Below are 25,740 nucleotides of genomic sequence, written 5' to 3'. Positions count from 1 at the left end.
AAACTTGATTCTTGAATCTTGGCGGGGCTCCCTCATTATTTGCGGCCTTATGTCGAGTCGCAAACAGTATCCTTTTGACGTGATCGAACCGAAGTGGCAACAGGCTTGGGAAACGCAGGAAACATTCCGGGCCTGGAATCCCGGGGAAATCGTGCCCGCCACCCATCCGTTCGCCGTACGGCATGCCGAGACCCTCAAGGGTGGCGCGCTGCCGCCGAAGTTCTACATTCTCGACATGTTTCCGTATCCCTCCGGTGCCGGGCTGCACGTGGGGCATCCGGAAGGTTACACCGCCACCGACATTCTGTCCCGCTACCGCCGGGCCGCCGGGTTCAACGTGCTGCATCCCATGGGCTGGGACGCCTTCGGCCTGCCCGCCGAACAATACGCCATCAAGACCGGCCAGCACCCGCGCAAGACCACCGAGGCCAATATCGCCAACTTCAAGCGCCAGATCAAATCCCTCGGCTTCAGCTACGACTGGAGTCGCGAGGTGGATACCACCGATCCGAAGTACGTGCGCTGGACGCAGTGGATTTTCCTGAAGCTATATAACTCTTGGTTTAATCCCGCCACTAATAAAGCCGAACCCATCGAAACGCTGGCCTATCCGCCGGAACTTAAAACCGCGCAGGCGCAACAGGCGTATCGTGACGCCCGGCGATTGGCCTATGTCAGCGAGGCCCCGGTGAACTGGTGTCCGGAACTGGGCACAGTTTTGGCGAACGAGGAAGTCATTGATGGCAAAAGCGAGGTCGGTGGTTTCCCGGTCATCCGCCGTCCCATGCGCCAATGGATGCTGCGCATCACAGCTTACGCCGAGAAGTTGCTCAAGGATCTCGATACCATTGATTGGAGCGATTCCCTGAAGGAAATGCAGCGCAATTGGATTGGCCGCAGCGAGGGAGCAGAAGTGGATTTTGAAATTGCGGACCATAAATCGGCGGATGGGCAACCGGTCAAGATCCGCGTGTTCACCACGCGTCCGGACACGCTTTTTGGAGCGACCTATATGGTGCTGGCACCGGAACACCGGCTCTTGGAATTCATCACGACTCCGGCCCAACGGGATTCGGTGAAGCAATACCAGACGGCGGCGGCCTCCAAGAGCGACCTAGAGCGCACGGAACTGGCCAAGGAAAAATCGGGCGTATTCACCGGCGCTTATGCCATCAACCCGGTGAACGGGGAGAAAATCCCGATCTGGACCGCCGACTATGTGCTGATCAATTACGGCACCGGCGCGATCATGGCGGTGCCGGCACATGACACCCGGGATCACGAGTTCGCCACCAAATTCAATTTGCCAATCCGTGTGGTGGTGCAGGCCCCGGAAGGCAAGGAATCCATCGGCTACGTGGACGACGGCATCAGCATCAATTCCGGTCCCATCACCGGACTGACCACTCCGGAAGCCACCAAAAAAATCACCGCTTGGCTCGCAGAGCACGGTTTGGGCAAGCGCATGGTGAATTACAAGCTGCGCGATTGGCTTTTCAGCCGGCAGCGTTATTGGGGGGAACCGTTCCCGATCATTTGGAAAGATGGCGCACATACATCTTTGCCGGATAGCGTATTGCCGCTCCTGCCACCCCCGTTGGAGGACTTCAAGCCGACTCGGGAGGGGCAACCGCCGTTGGCCCGCGCCACGGAATGGGTCAACCTGCCGGATGGCTCGATCCGCGAGACCAACACCATGCCGCAATGGGCCGGCAGTTGCTGGTATTATCTGCGCTATCTGGACGCCCGCAATGACCAGGCGTTTTGCGCCCCGGCTGTGGAGCAGTATTGGATGGGCACGAAGGAAAATCCGAAACCCGAAACCCGAAACCCGAGAATCACTTCGGGAGTGGACTTGTACGTGGGGGGCACCGAACACGCAGTGTTGCACCTGTTATATGCCCGTTTCTGGCATAAGGTGCTGCATGATCTGGGGCACGTTTCCACGCCGGAACCGTTCTTCAAACTGGTCAATCAAGGATTGATCCTGGGCGAGATGGAGTACACCCAGTTCCAAGACGCGTCCGGCAACCTGGTCAGTGTGGCGGATATCCGTGATATTAATGAAGAGGCTTCGCAGGCCGGTCCGCAGATGGTCGGATTGCATAAAAAGACCGGTGAGAAAGTCATTGGCAAACGCATCGCCGAGGAAGACGTGGAAAAATCCGGCCATGGCTTCGCGCTGAAAGCCAATAAAAACATCCTGGTGGATGCCCGCACGTTCAAGATGTCCAAATCCCGTGGCAATGTGATCAATCCCGACGACATTCTCAAGGAATATGGCGCGGATGCGTTCCGGCTCTACGAAATGTTCATGGGGCCACTAGAGATGGTGAAACCTTGGAACACCAAAGGAGTGGAAGGCGTCTATCGCTTCTTGGGCCGCGTCTGGCGGTTGTTTGTGGATGAACAGAGCGAGACGGAATTCGAGCAAAACCTGACCGTGACGCCAGAGACCGCCGCCACATTGCTTGAAAATATCCAACTATCGGCTACGATCAAGGATGCGCCGCCCTCACCATCCCAGCTCAAGACACTGCATGCTTGCATCAAAAAAGTCACCGAAGACCTGGATGGTTTGCGCTTCAATACCGCCATCTCCGCCATGATGGTATTCACCAACGAAGCCATGACTTGGGAAACTCGCCCCAGCAGCGTGTTGCGCGAATTTGTGGCCTTACTCCAACCGTTTGCACCGCATCTCAGTGAGGAATTATGGCACAAGCTGAACCACGTGGCCGGACCGGCACCCGCCCTGGCCTATTACCACTGGCCGGAGTTTAACCCCGCTCACTTGGTCGAGGACACCTTGGAAATCCCGGTGCAAATCAACGGCAAACTGCGCGGACGCATCTCCATGCCCACCGCCGCCAGCCAAGCTGAAATTGAAGCGGCGGCCCGGGCTTGTGATACCGCGCAGCCGTTTCTCGAAGGCAAAACCATCAAAAAAGTGATCGTCGTGCCAAAGAAACTGGTGAATCTGGTGGTGGGTTAAAAAATCTTGTTTATTGGCCACGTTTACCATATAGGGAAAACATGAAGTGCGGTTTTACGTTCCGCTTGGCGCTTCTGGCGCTGAGCACGGTAGCGGTCTCTTGGCTGTTGTTTGGCCAGGTAGGCAAGCCTGCGGTGGCGACTACGCCGGATGAAGACAATGAGCCCACGCGTGCGTTGGTGCGCAGTACCGTAGCTGAAATCGTCAAAACCGATAAGTTCATCCGTCTCAACTTGGGTGCGAAAGCCCCCAACCATCGTATTATCGTTCTCATCCCTGCCCAGGAAAGTAAAAATTATACCGATCTTGATTTGCTGGAAGGACAGCCAATCCAGGTTATTGGTGACATGACGGATCTGGCAGGGCGCGGGGTGATCACGCTGAAGTCACCCAAGCAACTAACCTTGCTCAAGCAAACGGCATTGGCCAAAGTGGCGGCACCGGTCACCGGCGAACAAGCAGTGATCCGCGGACCGCTGGCAGAGGTGATCCGGACGGTCACGGTTATTCGCCTCAATTTGGGGGGCAAAGCGCCGGATCACCGGGCTACCGCCCTGATTTATCCCGATCACTTTGCTGACTTCCCAGACCTTGAAGCCTTGATTGGCAAGGATGTGGAAATTTCCGGAGCGGAGTTGAACTACCCGGGGCGCAAGCACGTGTTACTGGCAAACAAAACCCAGATTGCCATGCTCCGGGCAGCGCCAGCTCCAGTGGTGGCTGCCGGCCCGTCCGGCCCGCCCGGAACCATTCGCGGACTGGTCGCCGAGGTGGTCAAGACGGACAAAGTAATCCGTCTCAATCTGGGTGCCAAGGCTCCGGATCATCGGTCCACCGCCGTCATTTACTATGAAAATTTTGAAGCGTTTCCCAACGTGGATAAACTAACCGGGCAAACGATTGAGGTGGCTGGGCCCTTGGACAATTACGGCGGGCGTCCGCAAATCACTCTGGTGACCACAAACCAACTGGCCTTTCTTGGCACACAAAAACAGTAACCAGGCAAACTTGTGGAATTGTGGCGTGATGATGTCACCCAGCTTCTGCCAAATTCGAAAAACGCAACCAAATGAAAACGTGTCTTGTTAGCCTATTGACCAGTTTTGTACTGGCAATGGCCGCACAAGCTGCCGAAGTCGTGCGTCCCAACATTGTGTTCATTCTGGCGGATGACCTTGGCTGGCGGGATTTGGGCTGCTTTGGCAGCACGTATTATAAAACTCCGAACATTGACGCGCTCGCCGCGCGCGGGATGAAGTTCACCCAGGCGTATGCCGCCAACCCGCTGTGTTCGCCCACCCGCGCCAGCATCATGACGGGTCTGTATCCGGCGCGACTGGGCATCACCACTCCAAGCTGTCACATGCCGCAGGTCATCCTGCAAGCCACGCTCCCCGCCCGCGCGGCGGCGGATAAAAAATGCCTGACGCCCACCAGTGTTACGCGGCTGAACACCAATTACGTCACGCTGGCGGATACGCTGAAATCCGCCGGCTACGCCACCGGGCATTTCGGCAAATGGCACTTGGGGGCGGAGCCCTATAGTCCGTTACAACACGGGTTCGAGGTGGATGTCCCGCATTGGCATGGCCCCGGACCGGCGGGGAGTTACATTGCCCCATGGAAATTTCCCGTGACCCTCAATTTTACCGGACAACCCGGCGAACACATTGAGGACCGGATGGCGAGCGAGGCGGTTAAATTTATCAAGGCAAACAAAAACCACCCATTTTATCTGAATTATTGGGCCTTCTCCGTTCACTCCCCGTTTGACGCGAAGGAGTCGCTGATCGAACGGTACCGGGCGGCGATGGACGAGAACGTGCCGCAACATAACCCGCTGTACGCCGCGATGGTTCACAGCCTTGACGACGGGGTGGGCACGCTGGTCAAGGCTCTTGAAGCCGAGGGCATCCTCGATAAAACGCTTATCGTGTTTTTCTCCGACAACGGCGGCGTGAACTGGCAGGCGATGAAGACCGAGGGTAAGGGTGGACCTAAAGGACGTGCGGCGGACTTCGCCGAAATTCCACCCACCAGTAATTTACCGTTGCGAGGCGGCAAAGCGAGCATCTACGAGGGTGGCACGCGGGAGCCGTGCTTTGTGGTATGGCCGGGAACGGTGAAACCGGGTTTGTCGAGCGACGCCCTCATCCAGAGCATAGACTGGTATCCCACCCTCGCGGAGATTGTTGGGGTGCCTTTGCCCAAGGAACATAAAATTGATGGACGCAGTTTTCTGCCCGTATTGAAAGGCGAATCCACCCACCATCGCGACACCATTTTTACCTACTTTCCCCATCATACCCCCGCCAGTCAGCAACTGCCCGCAGTATCCGTGCGGCGTGGCGATCTGAAATTGATCCGATTTTTCCAGGATGGCACAAATTTCGCGCATCGCTATGAATTGTACAACCTGCGCGAAGATCTCAGCGAGGCTCGCGATCTCGCCGTCGCCCAGCCTGCGATGGTCAAAGAACTCGATGCGCTGATTGAGGGTTTTCTTCAGGATACGGCGGCGGTCGTTCCGCTCCCGAACCCCGCTTATGGCACGAATAGCGCGGTGCCACCAGACCCGTTGCAAGGTTGGAAGGCCCGCAACTGCGACGCTGTGGTGAAGGCCGGCGTCTTACAAATCACCAGCAAAGGACCGGCACCGTTTTTGGGATTTGGCACTGGCAAATCCACCGGCCCGGCTACGATCAAGTTTCGCGCCAATTCAGCCGCTGGCGGAGCGGGGAAAATCGAATGGCTTTCATCCGGTCAGTCTGGGGATGCTTTGAAAGCCCAAGCGGTACCGTTTCAATTACCCGGTGGCAACGGGCAGGAAGTATCCGTAACGGTGCCACCGCCCGGCCTGCTGGGGATCTTGCGCATTTATCTGCCCGCCACCACTCAGCCCGTTGAACTCGAATGGATTGAACTCAAGGCGGAGGGCAAACTGCGTCGCTGGAAGTTTTGATGTTTTCCAAAGGGCACTGCCCTATCAGGCTGTCTGGGCAGCATGAGCTGTGCGCCAGACATTGCGACGGGCAGTATAAAACCACCGCTCCCGAACACTTCGGTTATTCTCGGCCTAAAATCGCAGGCGTTTCGTGCTTAAGCGACCGGCGGAGGGTTGTCTTGATAAGTCGCGTCACTGAAGCCGAGGATTGGATAAAAAATGCCGCCTAATAGGGCTAACCCAATGCCAAAAGCCTCGCTCTTGCCGAACTGCTTGGCGACCGCGAGGCCCACCAAAATTACCGCTACCAGGTTAATAAACGGGATGAAGAACAGAATGAACCACCAGAGCGGCTTGCCAGCAATTTCCACCAGGACGATCACGTTATAGATGGGCACCAGCACCGCCCAACCCGGTTTGCCGGCCTTGGTGAACACTTTCCAGAATCCCGCAATGATCACGATGGCAATGGCCAATACAAAGGCGACAAACATCAAACCAATTATTGCTTTCATAATTTAATCTCCGTGAGCGCCGCTGCCAACCGTCGGCATCTATTGAAGCCAAGTCCCAGCCAGCATACGGTGTCTCCGTGTCAGGGTGTTCAGCCGCACCTCGTATGTCAAGCCTGCAAAAAACACAAAATATTTTGCCTGAACAGATCACACTATATTGCCCAGTCAGGAATACCAGCGGTGTGAATAATTCTCCCGCCATATTCGGGTTTCCGATTCTGGCTTGTTATTAGCAGCCAAATCCGTTATATTACATGGTATGAACCATAAGGAAGCCTTAGTGGCGTTGAACATGATCGAGGGCGTTGGCCCCATCCGGGTGCGCCAATTGCTGGAACATTTTGTGGATGGGCCGGCCGTGTTGCGCGCGCCCCGCGAGAAACTCCAGCGGGTGCCGGGTATCGGGCCGGACACCGCCGCCGCCATTGCCGGATGGGAGCAAAACGTGGACCTGCCGGCGGAGCTGAAACGCATTGAGGATTTTGGCTGTCACGTTCTCACGCAGGCCGATGAGGCGTATCCCGCGTCCCTGAAGCAGATTTATGATCCGCCCGTGATATTGTATGTCAAAGGCCAGTTGTTGCCGCAGGATAAAAATTCCGTGGCCATCGTCGGCACCCGGCGCGGCACCCATTATGGCATCGAAACCGCCCGCAAGCTGGGCTATCAACTGGCTTACACGGGGGTGACCGTGGTGAGCGGTGGTGCGCGGGGTGTGGATACGGCGGCACACCAGGGCGCAATCAACGCCAAGGGTCGGACCATTGCCGTGTTGGGCACCGGCATCAACGTGGTATTCCCTCCCGAAAACGCCGAGTTATTCGAGCGCATTGCCGCCAATGGGGCGCTGCTTACCCAGTTCCCGTTCCATCGCCCGGCCGACAAGCAATCATTCCCCATTCGCAATCGCATTGTGGCCGGGATCACCTTGGGCACGGTGGTCGTTGAAACCGGGCTGAATGGCGGGGCCATGATCACCTCCAATTTTGCCATCGAATATGGCCGGCAGGTGTTTGCGGTGCCCGGGCGCATTGATTCCCCTGCGAGCAAAGGCTGCCATGATCTGATTAAGAAGGGTGCGAAACTTTGCGAGGGCGTCGAGGATATTCTCAGCGAATTTGAATACCTGTTTCCGGGCAGTAACCGGCCCCCATCCCCGGCGGAGACCGGGGTGTTGCCGGCGCTCGAACTTTCAGATAATGAGCGAAAAGTGTATGACACGCTCAGCAAGGACGAGAGTTCGATTGACGAGGTCATCCGCCGCAGTGGGCTGCCAGCCTCGGCGGTGAGCGTCGCGTTATTCAGCCTGGAGATGAAACGCCTGGTGAGGCAGTTGCCCGGGAAACTGTTTGTTCAAAACGTGTAGTGCCACGCGCTATTCCCCAAGGTTTTCCTTCAACAAGGCCGCCAGTTGTGCGGGCTTGAGCAGGGTAATCACCCGGCCTTTGACTTGGAGCAATTTCAAATCACGAAATTTTGCCAGAGTGCGGGAAAAGGTTTCGCTCACCGTTCCCAATTCGGCGGCCAGCATCCGTTTGGTCATCGGCAACTCAACGCGCGCGGGTTTGGTGCTGTTGGGGTCCGGGCAACGTTTCAACAACCAATTGGCCAGCCGGGTTTCCACATCCTTCATGGTCAGATCTTCGAGTTGCCCGACCAGCGTGCGCAAGTGCATGCTCATGGCGGCGACCATGCAGAGCGCCATTTCGGGATATCGCCGAAGTAGGGCCAGGAACCCGGCCTTCTGCACCAGCAAGACTTGGGAAGATTCGATGGCCTGCGCATTGGCGGGATACCCGCCCGGCATGGAGAGCGAGGCTTCGGCAAAGGATTCACCCGCGCGAAACACATGAATCACCTGTTCCTTGCCGATGGCATTTACCCGATGCACGTTAATGGCCCCGGTTTGCACAATGAAAAAGCCCTGGCAAGGTTCCCCCTCCCGAAATGCATAAGCTCCTTTGGCGAGGGTTTTGACGACCACAATGGCGGCGAGGTGGCGCAAATCATCCGGGCTCACCCCATTGAAAAGCTGGCAACTCCGCAGGGTATTGATGATGGCAATCTGTTTGAATGGAGCGGTGTCGTTCATAATGTTGACCATGAATAATGGCTGCAAGATAGGCCTGAATTGGCGGACTCACCAGCCTAAAAATATGAAAAATCCCTTATTGACCGTTGGCCGCAAAGGAGTTATGAATAGGCAAAGTCGAACAGCGGCATGAACAACGAAACATAATAGCTATGACAAAACGTGACTTGGTGGTTCGCATCAGCAAAGAAATGCCTGAGATCTCGCAACAGCAAGTGTTAGCGGTGGTGCAGGCAACTCTGGACCATATTGCCGATGCTGTGGCGCAACGTAAAAAAGTGGAGTTGCGCAATTTCGGAGTGTTTGAAGTGAAACCGCGCAAAGCACGGGTGGGCCGCAATCCCAATGCGCCCAAAACCAATGTGCCGATTCCCGCGCGCTCCGTGGTGAAATTCAAGCCCGGCAAGGAAATGCGTGAATCCGTGTTGCGGCTACCGCCGCTAGCTCCGCCGCCATCACCCAAACCCGCGACCGCGTAAGCAGGGCGCGCCAAGGTGACTTTCGGGGTGCTCAGGCCATTCGTGGCGAGCGCCCTTTTTGTTTAATAACCATTGATTTTTTCTCATGGAACGACTGCCTGGATTTCGTGATTTTTATCCTGAACCGTTACCGCATACCGATGTGTGGAGCGCGGATGCCCGCCAATTTATTTTCGACCAGTGGCGCGGGGTAGCCCGCCGCTATGGCTTCCGCGAATACGACGGGCCGCCATTGGAGACCCTCGAACTATACACCACTAAAAGCGGTGCGGAAATCGTCGGCCAGCTTTACAACTTCCGCGACAAGGGGGACCGTGAGATCTCGCTGCGGCCTGAGCTGACGCCCACCTTGGCACGCATGGTGGCCGCGCACGAGCGGGCGTACAAGAAGCCCATCAAATGGTTTGCCCTCCCGCAACTGTTCCGCTATGAGCGCCAGCAGAAGGGCCGGTTGCGCGAACATTTTCAGTTCAATGCGGATATCATCGGCGAATCCGACGTGGCGGCGGATGCCGAATTGATCGCGCTGTTAATTGATACCTTGCGCGGGTTTGGCCTGACTCAGCAGGATTTTGTGATCCGCCTGAGCAGCCGCAATGCGTGGCATGAATTCTTCCAGCGCAAAAATGGCGATGCCGCCAAAGAATACGATTTTTTCCAGGTGGTGGATAAACTGGAGCGCACGACGCCGGAAGAAAATACGAAAAAGCTGGGGGTGCTCGGCTTCTCTTTGGAAGAAGTCAATGCCTTCATTCAGGCCGGGCTACCCACCGACGAGTTGCAGCGCATCCTGGCCAACCTCGCGGCGCGGGGCTTGGAAGGGTTTGTCAAAATTGATTACGCCGTCATTCGCGGTTTGGCCTATTATACCGGGGTGGTGTTTGAAGCCTTTGACGTGAAAGGCGAGTTTCGCGCCATCGCTGGCGGTGGGCGTTACGATAACCTCGTCAAACTGCTGAGCGGCGGCAAGGTGAACCTTCCCGCGCTGGGTTTCGGCATGGGAGACGTGGTCCTGCTGGAATTGCTCAAGGAACGCAAGCTGCTTCCCAAATTCAGCTCCGGACTGAATGCGTTTGTATTGATCGAGGACGAGGCCCTGCGGCCCGAGTCGCTCAAACTGGTCCAGGAATTGCGCCAGGCCGGGCTGCTGGTGGATTATTCGTTCACGCCGCTTAAATCGGACAAACAATTCAAGCGCGCGCTGGAATTGAATGCGGGCTGCACCGCCTGCGTGGCGCGAAATGAACGCGGGGAAAACCAGGTGCGTCTGAAAAATCTCCGTACCCGAGAAGAACAAACCCACACCGGCCCGGTGAGCGGTATAATCAAGTCTTGGTGTGGTCCGGCTTCGACGTGACTGCGGCTAATTGGTCTGGAAACTGGTACGTTCCACTGGCAGTGAGATGGGGGCAAATAGCGAAGGCATCGCGCGCGTAGCTGAGCTGGTATTGGTAGCCAGCTCGGGGTTGCTGGTGAAAAATTCGTTGTAAAACGCCGGACCGAGTTTGGTGCCATTCAGCGATGGGAGGGCCAACTCTTGGGCTTTGGGATCCGGCTTCAGGCTGCTCGAATAAACCATCCCGCCGATGAGTAACACACACGTGCCGCCCGCCAGGGCGGCGGAAAGCGCCGGGCGGGAAACCAAGGTCTGCCACCAGCGGGTCAACCAAGGCGTTGCTTCAGCGTTGTCGCCCGCGCGAATTCGGTCCATCACCTTGCCGACAAAGTCGGCACGGAAACCCGGCGGCGGCTGTTCATGCCGCTTGAGGGCCAGCAGGCGGCGCACTGGCTCCAAATTCTCTGGCGGAATGTTCGTGTCACTGTCACTCATACGACTTATTTCAAGTAATCCGATAAATACGACTGCAACTGTTGCCGCGCATAAAACAAGCGCGAGCGAACCGTTCCCACATTGCAATCCATAATCTGCGCAATCTCTTCGTGTGGCATGCCCTGAATATCGTGCAGGGTCACCACTAACCGATGAATTTCAGACAGCTTCAGCATCGCCGCGTTCAATTTTTCCTGTAACTCCGCCAGGTTGATATCGCGGCGCGGGGTTTTTTCGGAAATCAGCGCCACAATATCCGGATCATGTTCGGCGTTAAAATCCAGGTCGTTCAGACTCATCAGCACCCGATTCTTGCGTTGCTTCAGGAAATTGAGGGTTTTATTGATGGCGATACGGTAGATCCAAGTGTAGAAGCTCGAGTCACCTTTAAAGGAATTGAGCGCACGGTATGCTTTGATGAACGTTTCCTGAGCCAAATCCCCGGCGTCCTCATGATTGGACGTCATGTTGTAGATCGTCGAGTAAATGCGATCCTGATAACGGCGGACCAATTCTTCAAAGGCAGTGGCTTCACCCCGCTGCGCGCGGGACACGAGCACCTCGTCCTCTAATTGGGTGCGACCAACCGCAACCGAATCCCCCGAGGCTGGCGGTGTCCCGGAACCGTTATTGTCAGGTACCATCGTCCCCATAATCACTGGTTAACCCGCCTCCTCGAACTCGTGCGCCATGCGCTCCAGTAAATCCGCCAACCCGCCCAAACCCGTCCCGCTTTGGCCAGGCAGCCCCTTCAGACAACTACGGGCATGCTCCAGATACCTGCGGATGACGGCCTGGGTGCGCGGCAGCGCTTGGTGTTGCCGTAGCAATTTTTGGAGGCCATCAAGCTGGCTGGCATCCCAAGTTGTCAGTTGCTCCTGCCAGCGCGTCCGCTCTGCAACCGGCAGGCTTTCCAGCAGGAAAATCACCGGAAGGGTCAACTTGCCAGTGATCAGGTCCGTCCCCAGCGATTTTCCGACTTCGGCTTCCGTGCCAAACAAATCCACGCAATCATCGTAAATCTGGTACGCGGTGCCCAGCGCCATGCCGTATTCGCGCAACGCGGTGCGGGTCGGGCCGGGGGCGCCGCTCAGGAAGGCTCCCATGTCGCACGCCAGCGCGAACAGTTCGCCCGTTTTCATTCCCAGGATTTTAAAATATTCCGCCTGGCTGAATTGGAAGTTTTGGCGGCGCTGCGTTTGCAAGATTTCACCCGAGCACACCGTGTTGGTGGCCGAGGCAACCGCCCGACAGACCTCGGTGGTGGGAAAACCGGCCGCCAGCACGAGCGCATGGGCAAACAGGCAGTCCCCCAGCAGCACGGAAATTTCATTGCCCCAGTTGGAAGCCAGCGTGGGTCGGCCACGGCGCAAATTCGCTTCATCCACAATGTCGTCGTGCACGAGCGTGGCCAGGTGGACCATCTCGATGATCACGGCGGCAGTGATGTGAGCATCCTCGAGGCGGCCGGCGGCGCTGGCGCTCAAGCCCACCAGAACCGGGCGGATCTGCTTGCCCTGGTTGCTGATCGCGTACCGCGCATACGTCGCAATTTCAGGATCAAACGCCGTCACCTGATCTTGCAAGCGGCCGGCGACTGCGAGTAAAAACGGTTCCACCGGCTCCGCAATTTGCCGCCAGGCAAGTTGGGAGTCGGCGTTCGCGGTAAAGGACTCAAATCCCTTTGCCGAATTGGCACCAGCCGTCAACATCGTCATCCAATTTAGGAGCGGGTGCCAAGCAAGTCAAACCGTTAAAGCAGGTTAATTGCGGTTTTGTCCATCCCACGTTGTTGGTCTGGCCCGGTCAAAAACCAGTACAAAACCAGTCCCATTTTGTCCCGCCGCCCCCTTTCCCCTTGGCAGGCCAACCATTGGGCTTCATGGACGCAACCCATTTAGGATTGGCCGGAAGGGCGACCTCGCCAAGGATGTAACTTCCCACCCCTACCGTCCCGCCGCGTGCTTGAGGATGAAATCAACGACGGGGGTGGGATCGGTCAGGCCGTGCGGGTGATGTTTGATGCCGGGTTTGCCGATCAGGACAATCGTTCCGCCCAGCTTGCGATAGCGCTCGGCGATGATCCCGGTGTTTTCCTCCCACGGCACCACGTCATCCGCATCGCCATACACATGGATGAGCGGAATTCCCGCCTTCGCCAGCGGGGCCAGGTTGTCCACCGGGTTTAACTTGTACGCCAGCGCCTCGGCCTCGGAATTGAAGTGGTAGCGGTCCAGCACCAGCTTCCAATCGCCCGGACTGCCTTTGCCCTTGCCTTTGCCGCCAGGCCAGCTTTTGAAATCGCACACGGCGGCATCGGCATAAATGCAGGCCACTTTGTCCGGGTTGGCCGCCGCCCAGTTGTAGCAGTACAGCCCGCCCCGGCTCAGCCCGATGAGGGCCATCTTTTTGGCAAGGTGGTGTTTTTCCGTCAATTCCTGATAGGCGGCGTTCCATTGCTGAACCACGTCCGGACAGCCCAGCATGTTCGGTGTCCGGTAATGCACGATATGGAATCCCTTGCCCAACAGCGCGATTTCCGTGCCGGGAAAGGCGTCCAGGAATTCCCCCTTCCACGCCCACGGATTGCCGGGCAGCGGCTGCTTGGGCCGGATGACAATGAGCGACTTGTCGGCCAGCGGAAACTCGTAGCGATCATAACCGTGCCAATCCGAACGTTTGCCGGGAAACAGAGCGGGTTCCTGCGGGGTGGGCGCATTCTGGGCCATCAACATGCCACCGAGCATCCAGCCCAGGGCCAAACCGCAAAGCGCGCGAAGATTCATATATGTATGCATGGGAATAAGGAAACGACGGATTGCCGTCTGGCGCAAGGGAAAAGCGGAGGCTCAATCAAGTCGCATCAACTCAAGCTGATCCACGTACACCGCTTTGATGGCGGAACTATTCGGGACGTTTTTGTCGAATCGGCCGGGACCGATCCAGAAGTAGTGGCTGCGTTCGGGCACCCATTCGGCGACGTCGTACCACGTGTACCCGTCACCCACCGCCGTCGTTTTGCGTTCGCAACCACCGTGGCTCTTTTTGTGTTCGGGATCATAGACACCCGCCCAGAACGCTTCGCCGTCCTTGCCCGGTTCCTTTTCCACGCGCACCCTCATGCGGATACGGTATTTCTTGCCGGGATCAAACGCCACGCGGCTGAACGGCAGGGTGGCACACCATTCGTAATGGGTGTTGTAGAGTTTCAGGGCGGATTTATCCGCCGCCAGCGGATCGGTCACAGTGTCACCCCAGGTCCCGCGCTTGCTGAGCGAGAGCACGGTATCCTCGACGATGGCCCGCCCCTGGGGCACGGCGGCAGCCGAGGGCAAAGGATTGGTCCAGCTCATCCATTGCGCCAGCGCTTTTTGATGGCTTTCGTTGTTCTCGGAGATGCGGATGTCTTTGGCCTCGCGGAAGCGCGTCAGTAATTCGGCGGCCAGCGCGCGACGCTCCGGCGGCACGTCATACTGTCCGGGATTTTGGGTGACCCAAACCTTGATGTCTTCCATCGGTGCCAGGCGCAATAGGCGGGTGTACAGCACGGGAATGGCACCCATGCGGACGTTGTAACGGTGGACGGGTGAATCTTTGACCGCCGCCTCGGCCTGCTGCCAGAGTCCGGCCGCGCGTTCATAGAAGCTGTCCGGGATGGCCGATTTCTTCACATCCTCAAAGATACGCAGCGGTTTATTGGTGGGATCATTATAGAACGTGTGGATCTCATCAAAATACTGGCGCACCAGCGGCGCGGCGGCGCCGTAGTAACCGGCAAAGAAATCATCCAGCAGCGGCTTGGCGGGGAGGTCCGGATTCCAGAGCCACTTGGCCAGCAGCCAACCCTTGAGTTCGGAGAAATCCCCATGCCGTCCCTGATAGGCCCCCTGCTCGAAAAGCCCCACGACGTGATGGTCGCGGAAAAATTGCACGTTGCCCTGCAACGCGAGCACGTTGGGGAACGGCCCGATGTAATGGCGGAAGTTTGTGGTGTAATCCCACACATAGAGCTTGTCGGTCATGGCGCTCCAGGCCTTGATTTCGCCGGTGAACTTCCGGTTCTGCTCAAACGCGCTCTGGTCGAGCGCATGGGAAAAATCGCATTCAATGGAACACAGGCGCGGCACGACGTTGTGGCGGGGGCGGATGGTTTTCGGCGGCTTGCGCGTGTATTGGTAGGCCAGTGTCTCGATCCACACCTCCGGAAACTCTTTCTCCACCGCTTCCGCCACCTGGTTCACAAAATGAATCAGCGAACCGGCATGTGACTCCTCCCGGTCATCCAGCGACTTGCAGACAGCACAGGTGCAGAAGCCATGCCAGTCATTCTGGCTGACACTGAACAGCTTCGCGCCGGGATCCTTGCGGATGCGCGCCAGCAGGCGCCCGGTGACAATCTTCAAGACCTCCGGGTTGGCGAGGCAAAGCTGGGAATGATCTTTGGTCCGCTGACCGTTGACCTCGCTGAAATACTCGGGATGCGTGGCAAAAAACTCCTCCGGCGGACACAGGGAGTTGAACGTATGCACAAAGAGCCCGCCACCAAATCGGATTTTGCCGCCATGCTTCTCGGTCAGGCGCATGGAATTGCCGTTGGCCTTGTTGCGGGCAGCCAGGTTGCCATCGAACATATCAAACCAGAACGGTTCGCGCATGGCGAAGGCGAGTTTCTGCGTTTCATCGAACGGCGGCATACTCCAGGAATCGAGCTTGGGGATGACGCTGTGCCAGGTGGTGTACCAACGGCAGCCGCCAAAACGTTCGAGAGTTTCATACACGCCATAGAGTGTGCCACGCACCGGGCCGCCGATGATCAGCAGGTAAGGCGGACAACATATCAGGCGAAAGCCATCGTCCCCAAACGACTTCAAATCCATGGCCACAGGCGACATGCCCGCCGTATAACGGGTTATGCCGATTAGAACTGCGCGCTCCGGCAGCGGCGCATCGTCGGTGATGATCGGCAATTTTACGCCGGTCATCTGCTCGGTGAATTTCTGGAATTCCTCAGCGGCGTACACCTGGGAAGGCGAGGCGTTGGCTGGCCGCACGATGGTGCAAGCGGCAGGTTGCCCGCGCGTGGCCAGCGTCAGGTTCTGGGCGGCAAAGCCGCTGGTTGCTAGGGCGGTAACGAGAATAAGCAGATGCGTTTTCATCGAGTTTCTCTCTATCCATAATGGTTGACCGATAGTGAACCGCACTCGCCAACTTGTCCACTGGAAGTAAACCATTACATTCCTTGCTGCCTTTGCTGATCCCTGATGGAAGGCTCGCTGGGTATCAGACGAGCGGGCTCCTCAAGAATGTCGAGCAACGCTTTGGCGCAAAAGACCCGGTCACGTCTGGCTTCGGTGGTAACCGTGATAATGCCATGCTCCTGCAACCGTTTAATAGCGCGCATCACCGTGTTGTACGCAAACCCAAGCTTTTGTTCGACCCCGCGCGGCGTGAGGAAGGGATTCGCACCGAGCAGGTCAATGATCTGAAGCGCAACATTCGCATTTGCTTTGCCAACCAATAACCCGCACCACATCTCCAGGAGTTGGTTGATGCGTTCAGCCCGGCTAAGAGCATCTTCCGACTGACGGGCCACACCATTGAGGAAATATTGAATCCAGCCTTCCCAGTCACCATGCTCAGTCACTCTGCTCAACCCATTGTAGTAACTGTCTTGGGTGGCTTCAAAAAACGCGGAAAGATACAGCAGCGGCGCGGGCAACATTTCACGTTCACAAAGCAGCAGTGTAATAAGCAGACGCCCCACCCGTCCATTGCCATCCAGAAACGGATGAAGGGCCTCAAACTGGTAATGCATCATCGCCGCATGGATGAGCGGAGGCTGGGTACGATCATGGAGGAAGCGCTCCCAATTTGCGAGTTGGTCACCCAAAGCATCAGGTGGTGGTGGCACATAGGACGCCTGGTTAAGTGTCGCCCCCGGCTTTCCAATCCAATTTTGTGAACGGCGAAACTCCCCGGGAGTGGCATGGCTCCCGCGCACACCTGTCATTAATCGCTCGTGCAGTTCGCGCACCAACCGCAATGAGAGCGGCCATGTCTTAAGGCGCTCAATGCCATACTCAAGCGCGGTCACATAGTTTGCCACCTCCCGCAAATCGTCCGGGCTACGCTTGATACTCGCCCCGGCTTCAGCGGCCAATAATTCTCCCAAGGTGGCTTGGGTACCTTCAATGCGACTGGACAACACGGCTTCGCGGCGAATGAATGGCCGAATGAGAATGTGTGGACTTGGCAGGCGCTTGCCCTCGCCAGCCAGACGCCCAATCAATAACGAAGCATCCGCCAAAGCCGAAGCTAATTGCGATGACCAATTGATCGCAGGCGGTAACGGATTGGGATGAAAAGCCCGGTAGCCTTCCAAGGTCGTTACCCATCGGCCTGACTTACGAACTTCAGCCTGAATCTCGTTTTCTGAATTCACAATGGAAATAAGGAATAGCCTTATTTCATTTTTAACGCAAGAACTGAAATAAAGAGGTTTGTTATTTCATTCAAACATCACCAAATGCAGCATTATTTCATTTTTATGATAAAATTGAAATAAGCACCATTACGCGGCCATAACAATTAACTAATTGATGATCAGGACGTAATAGCGAAAATCAGCTCAAAATTGACCAAATAATCAGGCGGTATCGCGAGGAATTTTCCGCTTCGCCCTTATTTCATCAGACTCGCCAGCGTGGGGGTGATGGCATCAGCCCAGATCTGGTAGCCTTTGGCGGAAAGGTGGAGAAAATCAGGCATGATCTCTTTGGTCAACATGCCATTGGCTTGCAAAAACTTGTCGCCAATATCCAGGTAATACACGGTGTTCCCGTCATGCAGCTTGGCAATGATGCTGTTCACCTGCTTGAGCTTTTCCCGTTGTGGATTGGGTTTCTCGCCGCGCGGAAAGACGGCCAGCAACAGCACTTTGGTGCCGGGCAGCTTGGTATGAATGTATTGAACGATCTTGGTGATGCCGCTGGCAATCCCCTCGGCTGAGTCGGAACCCGAATTGTTCGTGCCAATCATCAGGACGGCCGCCTTGGGTTTGATGCCGTCAAGTTCGCCGTTGGTGATGCGCCAGAGCACATGCTGGGTGCGGTCCCCGCCGATGCCAAAGTTGGCCGGGCGATATTTGCCAAACGACTTCTCCCAAATGTCCTTTTTGCCATTCCAGCCGGCGGTGATGGAGTCGCCCAGGAATACCAAGTCGGTACTGCCCGCCGTGGCAATCTTCACGAAACTTTCGTGGGCCCGCTGGAAGTTCACTTGCACCTGGCCGTTGGTGCCCATTTTAGGGGCCGCCACATCCGGCGCTTGCGCAACGGGCTTGCTCACGGTTTCGGCGCCCATCAGGGTCGCCCCGGCCAAAATACCAACCAAAATAAAGGTGTTTCGCATAAGTGTTGGGGCATTTCTATGGGCTTCGGCCAAAAAACTCAATGAAAATCGTGAAAAGTGATGCATCAAATTCGGTGGTCTAAGAATGCTATGGAATTCGTACGCGATATGCGCGGAAACGATTCGTTGCGCTGTGATCAATCACGGGAACCGAATAACCGGAGCCCGTTAAATTGGTGAATATTTCCCATGAAGGACGATTGGTCCAACGCAGGGTGTCACTCCATTCAACGGCATAATTGACTCCGGGTTGAGTGGAAAAGCTGAAATGAAACGTGTTAAGACGGTTCGACTTCACAAACGAGTTGAGTGTTGGTGAGTTCAAGTTGCTGGTAATCGTTAGCATAGCCTCGGGACTGCGCACCAAGCCAAATTTGTTACTGACTTCCACTGAATACGAACCCGACTGGGAAAACTGAAGGTTCTCAAGGCTTAATAAGGCATTGGTTGCATGCAGTAGATTTGTGCCGTTTAGCCGCCATTGATACATTAACGGCAGCGCACCAGTCGCAGAAACGTGAAACCAGGTTGTCGAGCCGAGATTTATGGTGCGTTGAATAATGGGAGTAATGATGAAAGGCAGCCCATCACCTATGAGTGCCAGACTGAAGTTTTCTCCCCCAGAAACCTGGACGACATTGGTCAATCCACTGGGAACATCAAGGGCAGCAACCGGACTGGCGCCTGACGCGAATACAGTGTGATCATTATTAATGGATAAGCCGTGACTGGATCCCGCCGCGATACCTACTGCATCACTCGAAAAATTTTCTGGAGCAATTTTCTCATTGTATAACACATGCCCCGACACCGCGTGGTTATCGGCACAGAGGGCCATATAGCGTTCTGCATTGGCGTCAACCGAGATGGCTTTCGATATTGGAATTACACCATTCGTTTCCAATTCAAAGCGGCGCCCCCACCCAAAAATACCCCCGTCTCCTTTTAATGCCATGCTGTAATGACCGCCCGCTGCCACTTGAATCACATTGCTCATTCCCGCTGGCATATTCGCCGCCCCTTGGTAATCGTCTCCCATTCCGAGGAATGTGCCATCGGCTCTTAATGCCAGATAGTGCGATATGCTGCCTGAGATCGCGACGATATTTGTCCAATCCGGGGGAGTATTGGTTCGCAGCCACCCATTGAGCCCCCAACCAACCACCGTGCCGTCGGCGCGCAAAGCCATGCTGTGCCCCGTGCCTGCCGCCAGGCCAATGACATTGGTAGCGTCGGCTGGAACAGCACGCTCGCCATAAGCGTTGCTTCCCCACGCAACGACGGTTCCATTTCGCAATAAGGCAAGGCTATGATGGTAACCCGCTTTTATGGCTACGACATTGGTCAAGCCATTGGGGACATCGGTTTGGCCGTTCGCGTTGTTCCCCCACGCGACCACTTGGTTTTGGGCATAACCGGTGATGCTCATAATCGGGATGAGCAGCGCGATGATCATTCTGACCATGGTTTGTTTCGTGATATCCACAGGATTTCCCACCCTACAAGTTAGAACAAAAATAAGCATATTGCACCATCGCGCTTGGGTCAAACGTTAAACTGATTCGATAAGTGGTCGGTCGGTTTCCGATCCGCGAGTAGCCGGTTCGAGTCGTAGGTGAAATTTTGAGGCTAAAAACTGCTTGGAAATTTTACGGCGGCTGGCCATGGTTGATCGGTTCCAGTGCGAAATATGTCATACTTTATTTCCGCCCTCGCTGGCCTGGTGCTGATGCCGCTGGCATACAGCGCTACCACCGCACTGTCGGCGGCGTTTCCGGTTCGCGAATGCTACTGCCCAGCCCACTTTGGCAATGCCTATGAGGCCATGGGGCCGCGCGAGATGGCGGCATATCTCGCCGAGCTGAAATGGATGGGGTTCAACCGCTACGGCGACTGGATCACCACCACCGACATCTGCAATCCATACACCTCTGATGCCGCGTGGGACCTGGCCAAGGAACAACTCGACCGCAAGAAAAAGGCATTTCTGGCCGCGCAAACTCAACCTGATTGTCACACCCAATCACGTGTACCTGGACCAATTGCGCCCGCATTATGCGGCGACCCAAAACAAAAATATTTTCGGCCAATTGATCTGCCCGAGCAATCCGGAAGCGCGCCAACTGATCCTCACCAACTTTGAACGCTGGTTCAATGACCTTGCGGATGCGGGGATACAGTTCAGCGCCTTCACGGCCTTTGCCTACGATTACGGCGGCTGCGACTGCGAAAAATGCCGGCCTTGGATTTTGACCTTTGCGCGGCTGATGAAGGACATACACGCCATCGCCCAGCGCCGGCATCCCGGCATTGAACCGTGGTTCTGCTCCTGGTGGTGGACGCCGGAGGAACACCGTCAGTTCAACGAATGGTCGGCGAAGGAAGCGCCCGGCTGGCTCAAGGCCATGACGATGCATATCGAATACGGCCAGATCCACCCGCAGGAGGTGGAGGTGCCCGTCGGATGCCGCAAACTGGCGTTTGTGCATATCGGCTATGGCGATCAGCGCGACATGGACGTCTATGGCCGCCTCGGGGCGGTGATCGCACCCAAGCGCTTACCGAACACTTTGCGCGAGCTGCAGGCGCGCGGGTTTGAAGGTTTTCAGGCCTACAGCGAAGGGGTTCTGGACGACTGCAATAAGCTGCTGTTGGCCGGCCTGGGTAGCAGTCAGTTCAAAGATGCCAACACCGCCTTGCAGGCCTATGCGCAACACTACTTCGGCGCATCCCCGGAGCGGGCGACGGAGTGGGCGCAATGGTTAAGCCTCTGGGGCGAGCGAAAGCGCGTTCCGCTACCCGCTGCCGCCGTGGAATTGGCCCGGCTATCTGCGGAAGTGAAACCAACGTGGCGCATCGAGCATTGGCGCAGCAAGGTGGAACTGGAAACACTGGATCGCGCCATCGGCAACCCCAAAGTCAACGAGTGGACACCCGCCGCGCTCGCGCTGGTGGACCAGTATTTCGCCGCCCAGGAGCGGCTATACCGCGAAGTCTATCGTCTTGGTCCGGTTCGGCATGTACTAAACCCACGCTTCATGCCGCCACCCTGGTATGACTCGTGGCAAAAAGCGACCAAATGGGGGGGGCAAACCCGTGATTGCCCTGCCGCAGCAGTAGATGGGGATGGGTTTGCATAATACCCCCAGCTATTCACCCTACCCGACCACAGATAAGACCATACACCGGTCCGGTATTCCGCATTCCGAAATCCGCAATCCGAATTCGAGAGTTCCGCAATCGAGGGTTCCGCACTCCGCATTGAGCCGGTCTTTATCCGTGCCGTCCGAGTAATCCGTGGTAAAAAACCGGGGAATAAACCACCGATAAACACCGATGTCGCCAAGAATTTTATGAATGGTAACCGTGGACCGTCGGCGGGGTTTGGGTTAGACTCGCTCCAGTTTCATGGCACGAATTGCGGTCATTAATGTGGTGGGTTTGACCCGGCGGTTGCTCGGGATGGCGACGCCGAATCTGAACGCATTTTGCGCATCGCGGGCGGTGACGTCCATTGCGCCGGTTCTGCCCGCCGTCACCTGTGCCGCCCAAGCCACGTATTTGACGGGGAAACCGCCCACCGAACACGGGATTGTTGGCAATGGCTGGTACAACCGGGAACTCGCCGAAGTTCAGTTTTGGAAGCAATCCAACCATTTGGTTCAAGCGAACAAGGTTTGGGAGCTTTTGCGTCGGGAACGTCCGGGCTTTACCTGCGCCAAACTCTTTTGGTGGCATAACATGTATTCCAGCGCGGATTGGTCCATCACACCGCGCCCCATGTATCCCGCCGATGGCCGCAAGGTGTTTGATATTTACGCTTGGCCTTATTCCCTTCGACCGGAGATCAAACGGGACCTGGGCGAATTCCCGTTCCCAGGTTTTTGGGGGCCGGCAGCGGGGGTGAAGTCACCACAAGGAGCACCGGAGGCCGCCTCACGTTGGATTGCCGAGGCCGCCAAATGGATTGAATCCCATTACACACCGGATCTGAACCTGGTGTATCTGCCGCACTTGGATTACAACCTGCAACGATTGGGACCCAGCCACCTGGAAATTCAAAAGGACCTGCAACGCGTGGATGCGATGGTGGGGGACCTGCTGCGTTTCTTTGATCGCCAAGGGGTGGGTGTTCGGTTGCTTTCTGAATACGGCATTACTCCGGTGACTGCACCCATCCACTTGAACCGCCTCTTTCGTGCGCGCGGCTGGCTGGCGATTAAGGAGGAGTTGGGGCTGGAATTGCTGGATGCCGGAGCCAGCCAGGCGTTTGCGGTGGCGGATCATCAAGTGGCACATGTGTATGTGAACAATCCTGCCATACTGAGTGAGGTGCGGGCGTTGCTGGAAAGCACGGCAGGCGTCGAGCAGGTGTTGGATGAGGCCGGCAAACAGAAATCGGGGCTGGCACATCCGCGCGCGGGAGATTTGGTGGCCATCGCCCGTGAAGATTCCTGGTTCACGTATTACTATTGGCAGGAGGATGGCAAGGCCCCGGATTTCGCGCGGACGGTGGATATCCACCGGAAGCCGGGGTATGACCCAGTGGAACTTTTTCTCGATCCCGCAACACCCGCCATTCAACTCAAGATCCTCTGGCGGTTACTGCAGAAAAAGTTGAGGTTCCGGATGTTGATGGACGTTATTCCGCTTGATGCCGGTTTGGTGAAAGGGTCGCATGGCTGCCGACCAAAGGATTCCCAGGATTGGCCGGTGCTGGTGGCGGCGGCTTCAGAGCTTTGCGGAAAGACGGTGATCGAAGCAACCGATGTTTGCGGGTTGATACAGCAGGCATGCCTGCGTCACTGATTCGTCCCGCCAATCACTTCATGTGTGCCGCCAGGAACATTCTGGCATAATCCAGAAAATCGAACGTCGCATCGAACCACCAACGGGCCACCATGTCGAGGCCGACATTCTTGGTCAACAGCGGCAATGCAATCAGGAGCACCAGCGCATTTCCCAGAAAAATGATCACGGCGGAGAAAATATACCCTTGGGAGGTGATGTCTGACTGCCGCGTTTTTAGGATGTGCCAGGTCAGGGTGACGTGGAAGGAATAGGCAATTCCCAAGAGGAGGTGAAACCAGACCTGATAGGGCTGAAGGTTCCAAACCAGGTGACCGACGCCAAAAAGCAATATCACCAGTGCCGCGTAAATTGGGAAAAAGTACGGTGCCAATGTGATGATAAAGTTATCCTTGGTGACCACCACATGGCCGCCATTGGAGGAAACCTTGAATTTTTTGACACGTCCGCCAAACAACATTGCCCAGACGGCGTGCGTCAGTTCGTGGCCGAACACATAAATATACATGGGCGCAGGCAGCAGGATGAACACCACCAACCAGCAGGCGGCACCGGCCAACATGGGAATCCAGGTGGTATCCGCGCTGCCGCTGGCTTTGAGTGTGAGCCAAAGCGTCTTGCCCGCACCGTAACAAACCGGCAGCAATAGCAGACCGATGAAGAATTTAATCCACTTGGAAAACATAATGCTGAGTTCAATAATCCGCCATCAACCACCAGCCCGCATTACGCACCTGCCTTTGTAGCCGTCGAGGTGAGGAGACGGATTATCAAGGGGTTCACACGGTCCGTCTCCTTACCTCGACGGCTACCCGGTGCGGCCCATTTAAGCTGCCATGAGAAAATCCGGGCCAAGCAGATCATCGTACCGGCAGAAATTTGATGCATACCGGCGCACCCACCTGGATATTTTGTCCGGTGGGAGTCAGCTTGCCGGTGGCGGTATCCACGCGGAAGACGACAATATTATCCGTGTCCTGATTGGCGGCGAGCAGCCATTGGCCGGAAGGATCGAGGCCGAAGAATCGCGGGGCGCGTCCCTGTGTGGATTGATGTTCCACCAAGGTCAGTTTACCGTTGTTTTGGTCCACCGCGTACACCACGATGCTGTCATGCCCCCGGTTTGAGCCATAGACGAATTTACCGGAGGGGTGTACTTCCACCTCTGCGCAGCTACTCTTGTTGGTGAATCCAGCGGGTAACGTGGAAAGCGATTGGATGGCTTTCAGCGAGCCGTGGGGCGCGTCATATTCAAACGCCGTCATGGTGTTCCCCAGCTCGTTGATCACGTAGGCAAACTTGCCGGTAGGGTGGAACGCCAGATGGCGCGGGCCGGCGCCGGGTTCAGCGGTGGTAAAGGGCGGATCGTTTGGCGTCAGTTTCGCCGTTGCGGAATCAAGCTGGTAGCACATGATCTTATCCAGGCCCAGGTCGCAAACGAACACGAACCGGTTATCCGGCGAGAGGTTGCAGGCATGGGCATGCGGGCCGCTCTGGCGCTGTTTGTTTACGCTCGATCCTTCATGTTGAAAAAATGACACTGCCTCGCCCAGCGTTCCGTCCGCCTTGATGGGCAGCGATACCACACTGCCGCCGCCGTAATTGGCAGCCACAACGCACAAGCCGCGTTGGTCCACCGCCACGTGGCAGGGGCCGGGGCCCCCGGTGTTCTGTTGGTTGAGCTGAGTGAGCTTGCCGTTGGCGGCATCAATGGCGAAGGCGGTGATGGCGCCTTTCTTTCCGCCACCCGAGATTTCGCCGATGGCATAGAGATATTTTCGATTGGAATGAATGGCCAGGAAACTTGGATTGGTGGTTTCCGCCGCCAATCCGATTTCGGTAAGCCGGCCATCGGCGGCGTTCCAGCGATAGGCATAGATGCCTTTGCTTTTCTTGGTGTACGTGCCTACAAAGGCCAGCGATTCATTGGCGGCTTGCATGGTGAATGAGGTCAAGCAGGCCACTAATAACGTGGCTGCGGTTAAACGTTGCGCTCGTTTCATGTGATTATGAAACTACGATCGGGCCAATTCTGCAAGGGAAACAAATTCGGCCTACGGTACCAAGGCGCTTCCGATTCGGTAGAAGCGATGCTGGGCGGCCGCATTGGTATCCAAAAGCTGCGTGGAACCACTGGTATTGGTTACCCCGCGAATGACGGTCCAAGTACCGGAAGACAACGAATCGCGCACCTCCAGCCAATAGGCCCGGCCCGGCTCTGCCTCCACCGCCAGCGTGAACTTGTTCTCCTCCACCTTGATGGCGGGTTTCGTGACGGTGTACTGCACGACCAGCGTCATAGCAGTGCCCAAAGCAGTTCCGTTGGCATTGGACAGTTCCAGCAAGTAGGTGCCCGCCCGGTTCAGCCCCACATTGGTCAGGGATAAGGTCGGGGTTGTCTGTGCAGTCAATCGGTCGGGACCAAAATACCAACGATACGATTCATTACAGGTGTGCAATACCCCCACACTCAGGGTGACATTGGAACCTTTGTCCACAGTGTTGGTGATATGCACCAACACCGGAGTGAACCCTGGCAACCGGCTGTCGGTGACGCCGAGATAAGCGGGGCCAGCAATGGCGGTGCCATAGGCGTTGCTGACCACCACGTTATAGTAATCCCCTTGGTTGCCGCAACTCACCGCCGGATTGGTCACGCTCACTT

Annotated in this window: 22 protein-coding genes; 9 read left to right on the top strand and 13 right to left on the bottom strand. The window is 56.4% G+C overall.

All coding sequences use genetic code 11. The features are described from left to right. Nucleotides 1-49: 49 nt before the first annotated feature. The 3 genes from leuS (at nucleotide 50) to WCO56_13385 (ending at nucleotide 5,957) form a co-directional block, all read left to right on the top strand. On the top strand, nucleotides 50-2,995 hold the full coding sequence (gene leuS / locus WCO56_13395) for a leucine--tRNA ligase (GenBank protein ID MEI7730564.1): 2,946 nt from the start codon (nucleotides 50-52) through the stop codon (nucleotides 2,993-2,995). Nucleotides 2,996-3,036: 41 nt separating this feature from the next. Continuing rightward, nucleotides 3,037-3,993 (top strand): hypothetical protein, encoded by a 957-nt coding sequence (locus tag WCO56_13390; protein ID MEI7730563.1) that lies wholly within the window; start codon nucleotides 3,037-3,039, stop codon nucleotides 3,991-3,993. A gap of 71 nt (nucleotides 3,994-4,064) precedes the next feature. After that, nucleotides 4,065-5,957, top strand: a complete 1,893-nt coding sequence (locus tag WCO56_13385) for a sulfatase (GenBank protein ID MEI7730562.1) — start codon at nucleotides 4,065-4,067, stop codon at nucleotides 5,955-5,957. Nucleotides 5,958-6,094: 137 nt separating this feature from the next. On the opposite strand, the gene WCO56_13380 is transcribed toward WCO56_13385, so the two are convergent. Next, the gene (locus WCO56_13380) at nucleotides 6,095-6,454 is read right to left on the bottom strand and encodes a DUF5684 domain-containing protein (protein ID MEI7730561.1); all 360 of its coding nucleotides are present in this window, start codon (nucleotides 6,452-6,454) and stop codon (nucleotides 6,095-6,097) included. Nucleotides 6,455-6,713: 259 nt separating this feature from the next. On the opposite strand from WCO56_13380, the gene dprA reads away from it, so the two are divergent. Further along, nucleotides 6,714-7,820, top strand: coding sequence for a DNA-processing protein DprA (gene dprA / locus WCO56_13375; GenBank protein ID MEI7730560.1), 1,107 nt, complete (start codon nucleotides 6,714-6,716; stop codon nucleotides 7,818-7,820). Nucleotides 7,821-7,829: 9 nt separating this feature from the next. Here the strand turns inward: dprA and WCO56_13370 are convergent, their stop codons facing one another. Then, entirely contained in the window at nucleotides 7,830-8,546 is a 717-nt protein-coding gene (locus WCO56_13370) for a Crp/Fnr family transcriptional regulator (GenBank protein ID MEI7730559.1), read from the bottom strand. Between the two features lie 152 nt (nucleotides 8,547-8,698). Between WCO56_13370 and WCO56_13365 the strand changes: the two genes are divergently transcribed. Both WCO56_13365 and hisS read left to right on the top strand, forming a co-directional pair. Then, nucleotides 8,699-9,025, top strand: coding sequence for an HU family DNA-binding protein (locus WCO56_13365; protein MEI7730558.1), 327 nt, complete (start codon nucleotides 8,699-8,701; stop codon nucleotides 9,023-9,025). Between the two features lie 85 nt (nucleotides 9,026-9,110). Continuing rightward, nucleotides 9,111-10,382 carry a histidine--tRNA ligase gene (gene hisS, locus WCO56_13360; protein MEI7730557.1) on the top strand — a complete coding sequence of 424 codons (1,272 nt, stop codon included), beginning with the start codon at nucleotides 9,111-9,113 and terminating at the stop codon, nucleotides 10,380-10,382. Between the two features lie 6 nt (nucleotides 10,383-10,388). On the opposite strand, the gene WCO56_13355 is transcribed toward hisS, so the two are convergent. The 8 genes from WCO56_13355 to WCO56_13320 form a co-directional block, all read right to left on the bottom strand. Further along, on the bottom strand, nucleotides 10,389-10,856 hold the full coding sequence (locus WCO56_13355; protein ID MEI7730556.1) for a hypothetical protein: 468 nt from the start codon (nucleotides 10,854-10,856) through the stop codon (nucleotides 10,389-10,391). A 5-nt stretch (nucleotides 10,857-10,861) separates the two neighbouring features. Beyond that, nucleotides 10,862-11,509: a sigma-70 family RNA polymerase sigma factor gene (locus WCO56_13350; GenBank protein MEI7730555.1), complete on the bottom strand. Its 648-nt coding sequence runs from the start codon at nucleotides 11,507-11,509 to the stop codon at nucleotides 10,862-10,864. Between the two features lie 9 nt (nucleotides 11,510-11,518). Beyond that, nucleotides 11,519-12,574 carry a polyprenyl synthetase family protein gene (locus tag WCO56_13345; protein ID MEI7730554.1) on the bottom strand — a complete coding sequence of 352 codons (1,056 nt, stop codon included), beginning with the start codon at nucleotides 12,572-12,574 and terminating at the stop codon, nucleotides 11,519-11,521. A 228-nt stretch (nucleotides 12,575-12,802) separates the two neighbouring features. Further along, on the bottom strand, nucleotides 12,803-13,642 hold the full coding sequence (locus WCO56_13340; protein ID MEI7730553.1) for an alpha/beta hydrolase: 840 nt from the start codon (nucleotides 13,640-13,642) through the stop codon (nucleotides 12,803-12,805). Nucleotides 13,643-13,705: 63 nt separating this feature from the next. Then, the gene (locus WCO56_13335) at nucleotides 13,706-16,012 is read right to left on the bottom strand and encodes a DUF4838 domain-containing protein (GenBank protein ID MEI7730552.1); all 2,307 of its coding nucleotides are present in this window, start codon (nucleotides 16,010-16,012) and stop codon (nucleotides 13,706-13,708) included. 74 nt (nucleotides 16,013-16,086) lie between these two features. Beyond that, nucleotides 16,087-17,298 carry a Fic family protein gene (locus tag WCO56_13330; GenBank protein ID MEI7730551.1) on the bottom strand — a complete coding sequence of 404 codons (1,212 nt, stop codon included), beginning with the start codon at nucleotides 17,296-17,298 and terminating at the stop codon, nucleotides 16,087-16,089. Between the two features lie 239 nt (nucleotides 17,299-17,537). Beyond that, complete coding sequence (locus WCO56_13325) at nucleotides 17,538-18,266, bottom strand: platelet-activating factor acetylhydrolase IB subunit (GenBank protein MEI7730550.1); 729 nt, start codon at nucleotides 18,264-18,266, stop codon at nucleotides 17,538-17,540. An 88-nt stretch (nucleotides 18,267-18,354) separates the two neighbouring features. After that, nucleotides 18,355-19,752, bottom strand: a complete 1,398-nt coding sequence (locus tag WCO56_13320) for a hypothetical protein (protein MEI7730549.1) — start codon at nucleotides 19,750-19,752, stop codon at nucleotides 18,355-18,357. 204 nt (nucleotides 19,753-19,956) lie between these two features. Here WCO56_13320 and WCO56_13315 point away from each other — a divergent pair, with 204 nt between their 5' ends. From WCO56_13315 to WCO56_13305, 3 genes are all read left to right on the top strand, one after another. Then, a complete protein-coding gene (locus WCO56_13315) occupies nucleotides 19,957-20,409 on the top strand; it encodes a hypothetical protein (protein ID MEI7730548.1) in 453 nt (150 codons plus the stop codon). Beyond that, nucleotides 20,357-21,406 (top strand): hypothetical protein, encoded by a 1,050-nt coding sequence (locus WCO56_13310; GenBank protein ID MEI7730547.1) that lies wholly within the window; start codon nucleotides 20,357-20,359, stop codon nucleotides 21,404-21,406. Before WCO56_13315 ends, WCO56_13310 begins: the two co-directional genes overlap by 53 nt. Nucleotides 21,407-21,674: 268 nt before the next feature. Beyond that, entirely contained in the window at nucleotides 21,675-23,075 is a 1,401-nt protein-coding gene (locus WCO56_13305) for a nucleotide pyrophosphatase/phosphodiesterase family protein (protein MEI7730546.1), read from the top strand. A 13-nt stretch (nucleotides 23,076-23,088) separates the two neighbouring features. On the opposite strand, the gene WCO56_13300 is transcribed toward WCO56_13305, so the two are convergent. From WCO56_13300 to WCO56_13290, 3 genes are all read right to left on the bottom strand, one after another. Beyond that, nucleotides 23,089-23,760: a M50 family metallopeptidase gene (locus tag WCO56_13300; GenBank protein ID MEI7730545.1), complete on the bottom strand. Its 672-nt coding sequence runs from the start codon at nucleotides 23,758-23,760 to the stop codon at nucleotides 23,089-23,091. A 175-nt stretch (nucleotides 23,761-23,935) separates the two neighbouring features. Further along, the gene (locus WCO56_13295) at nucleotides 23,936-25,078 is read right to left on the bottom strand and encodes a lactonase family protein (protein MEI7730544.1); all 1,143 of its coding nucleotides are present in this window, start codon (nucleotides 25,076-25,078) and stop codon (nucleotides 23,936-23,938) included. A gap of 51 nt (nucleotides 25,079-25,129) precedes the next feature. Then, a partial coding sequence (locus tag WCO56_13290) for a hypothetical protein (protein MEI7730543.1) occupies nucleotides 25,130-25,740 on the bottom strand: 611 nt, incomplete at its 5' end.

Source organism: Verrucomicrobiota bacterium, from assembly GCA_037139415.1.
In the GTDB taxonomy this organism is placed as follows: Bacteria; Verrucomicrobiota; Verrucomicrobiia; order Limisphaerales; family Fontisphaeraceae; genus JBAXGN01.
This window is presented reverse-complemented; position numbering and strand designations above follow the sequence as displayed.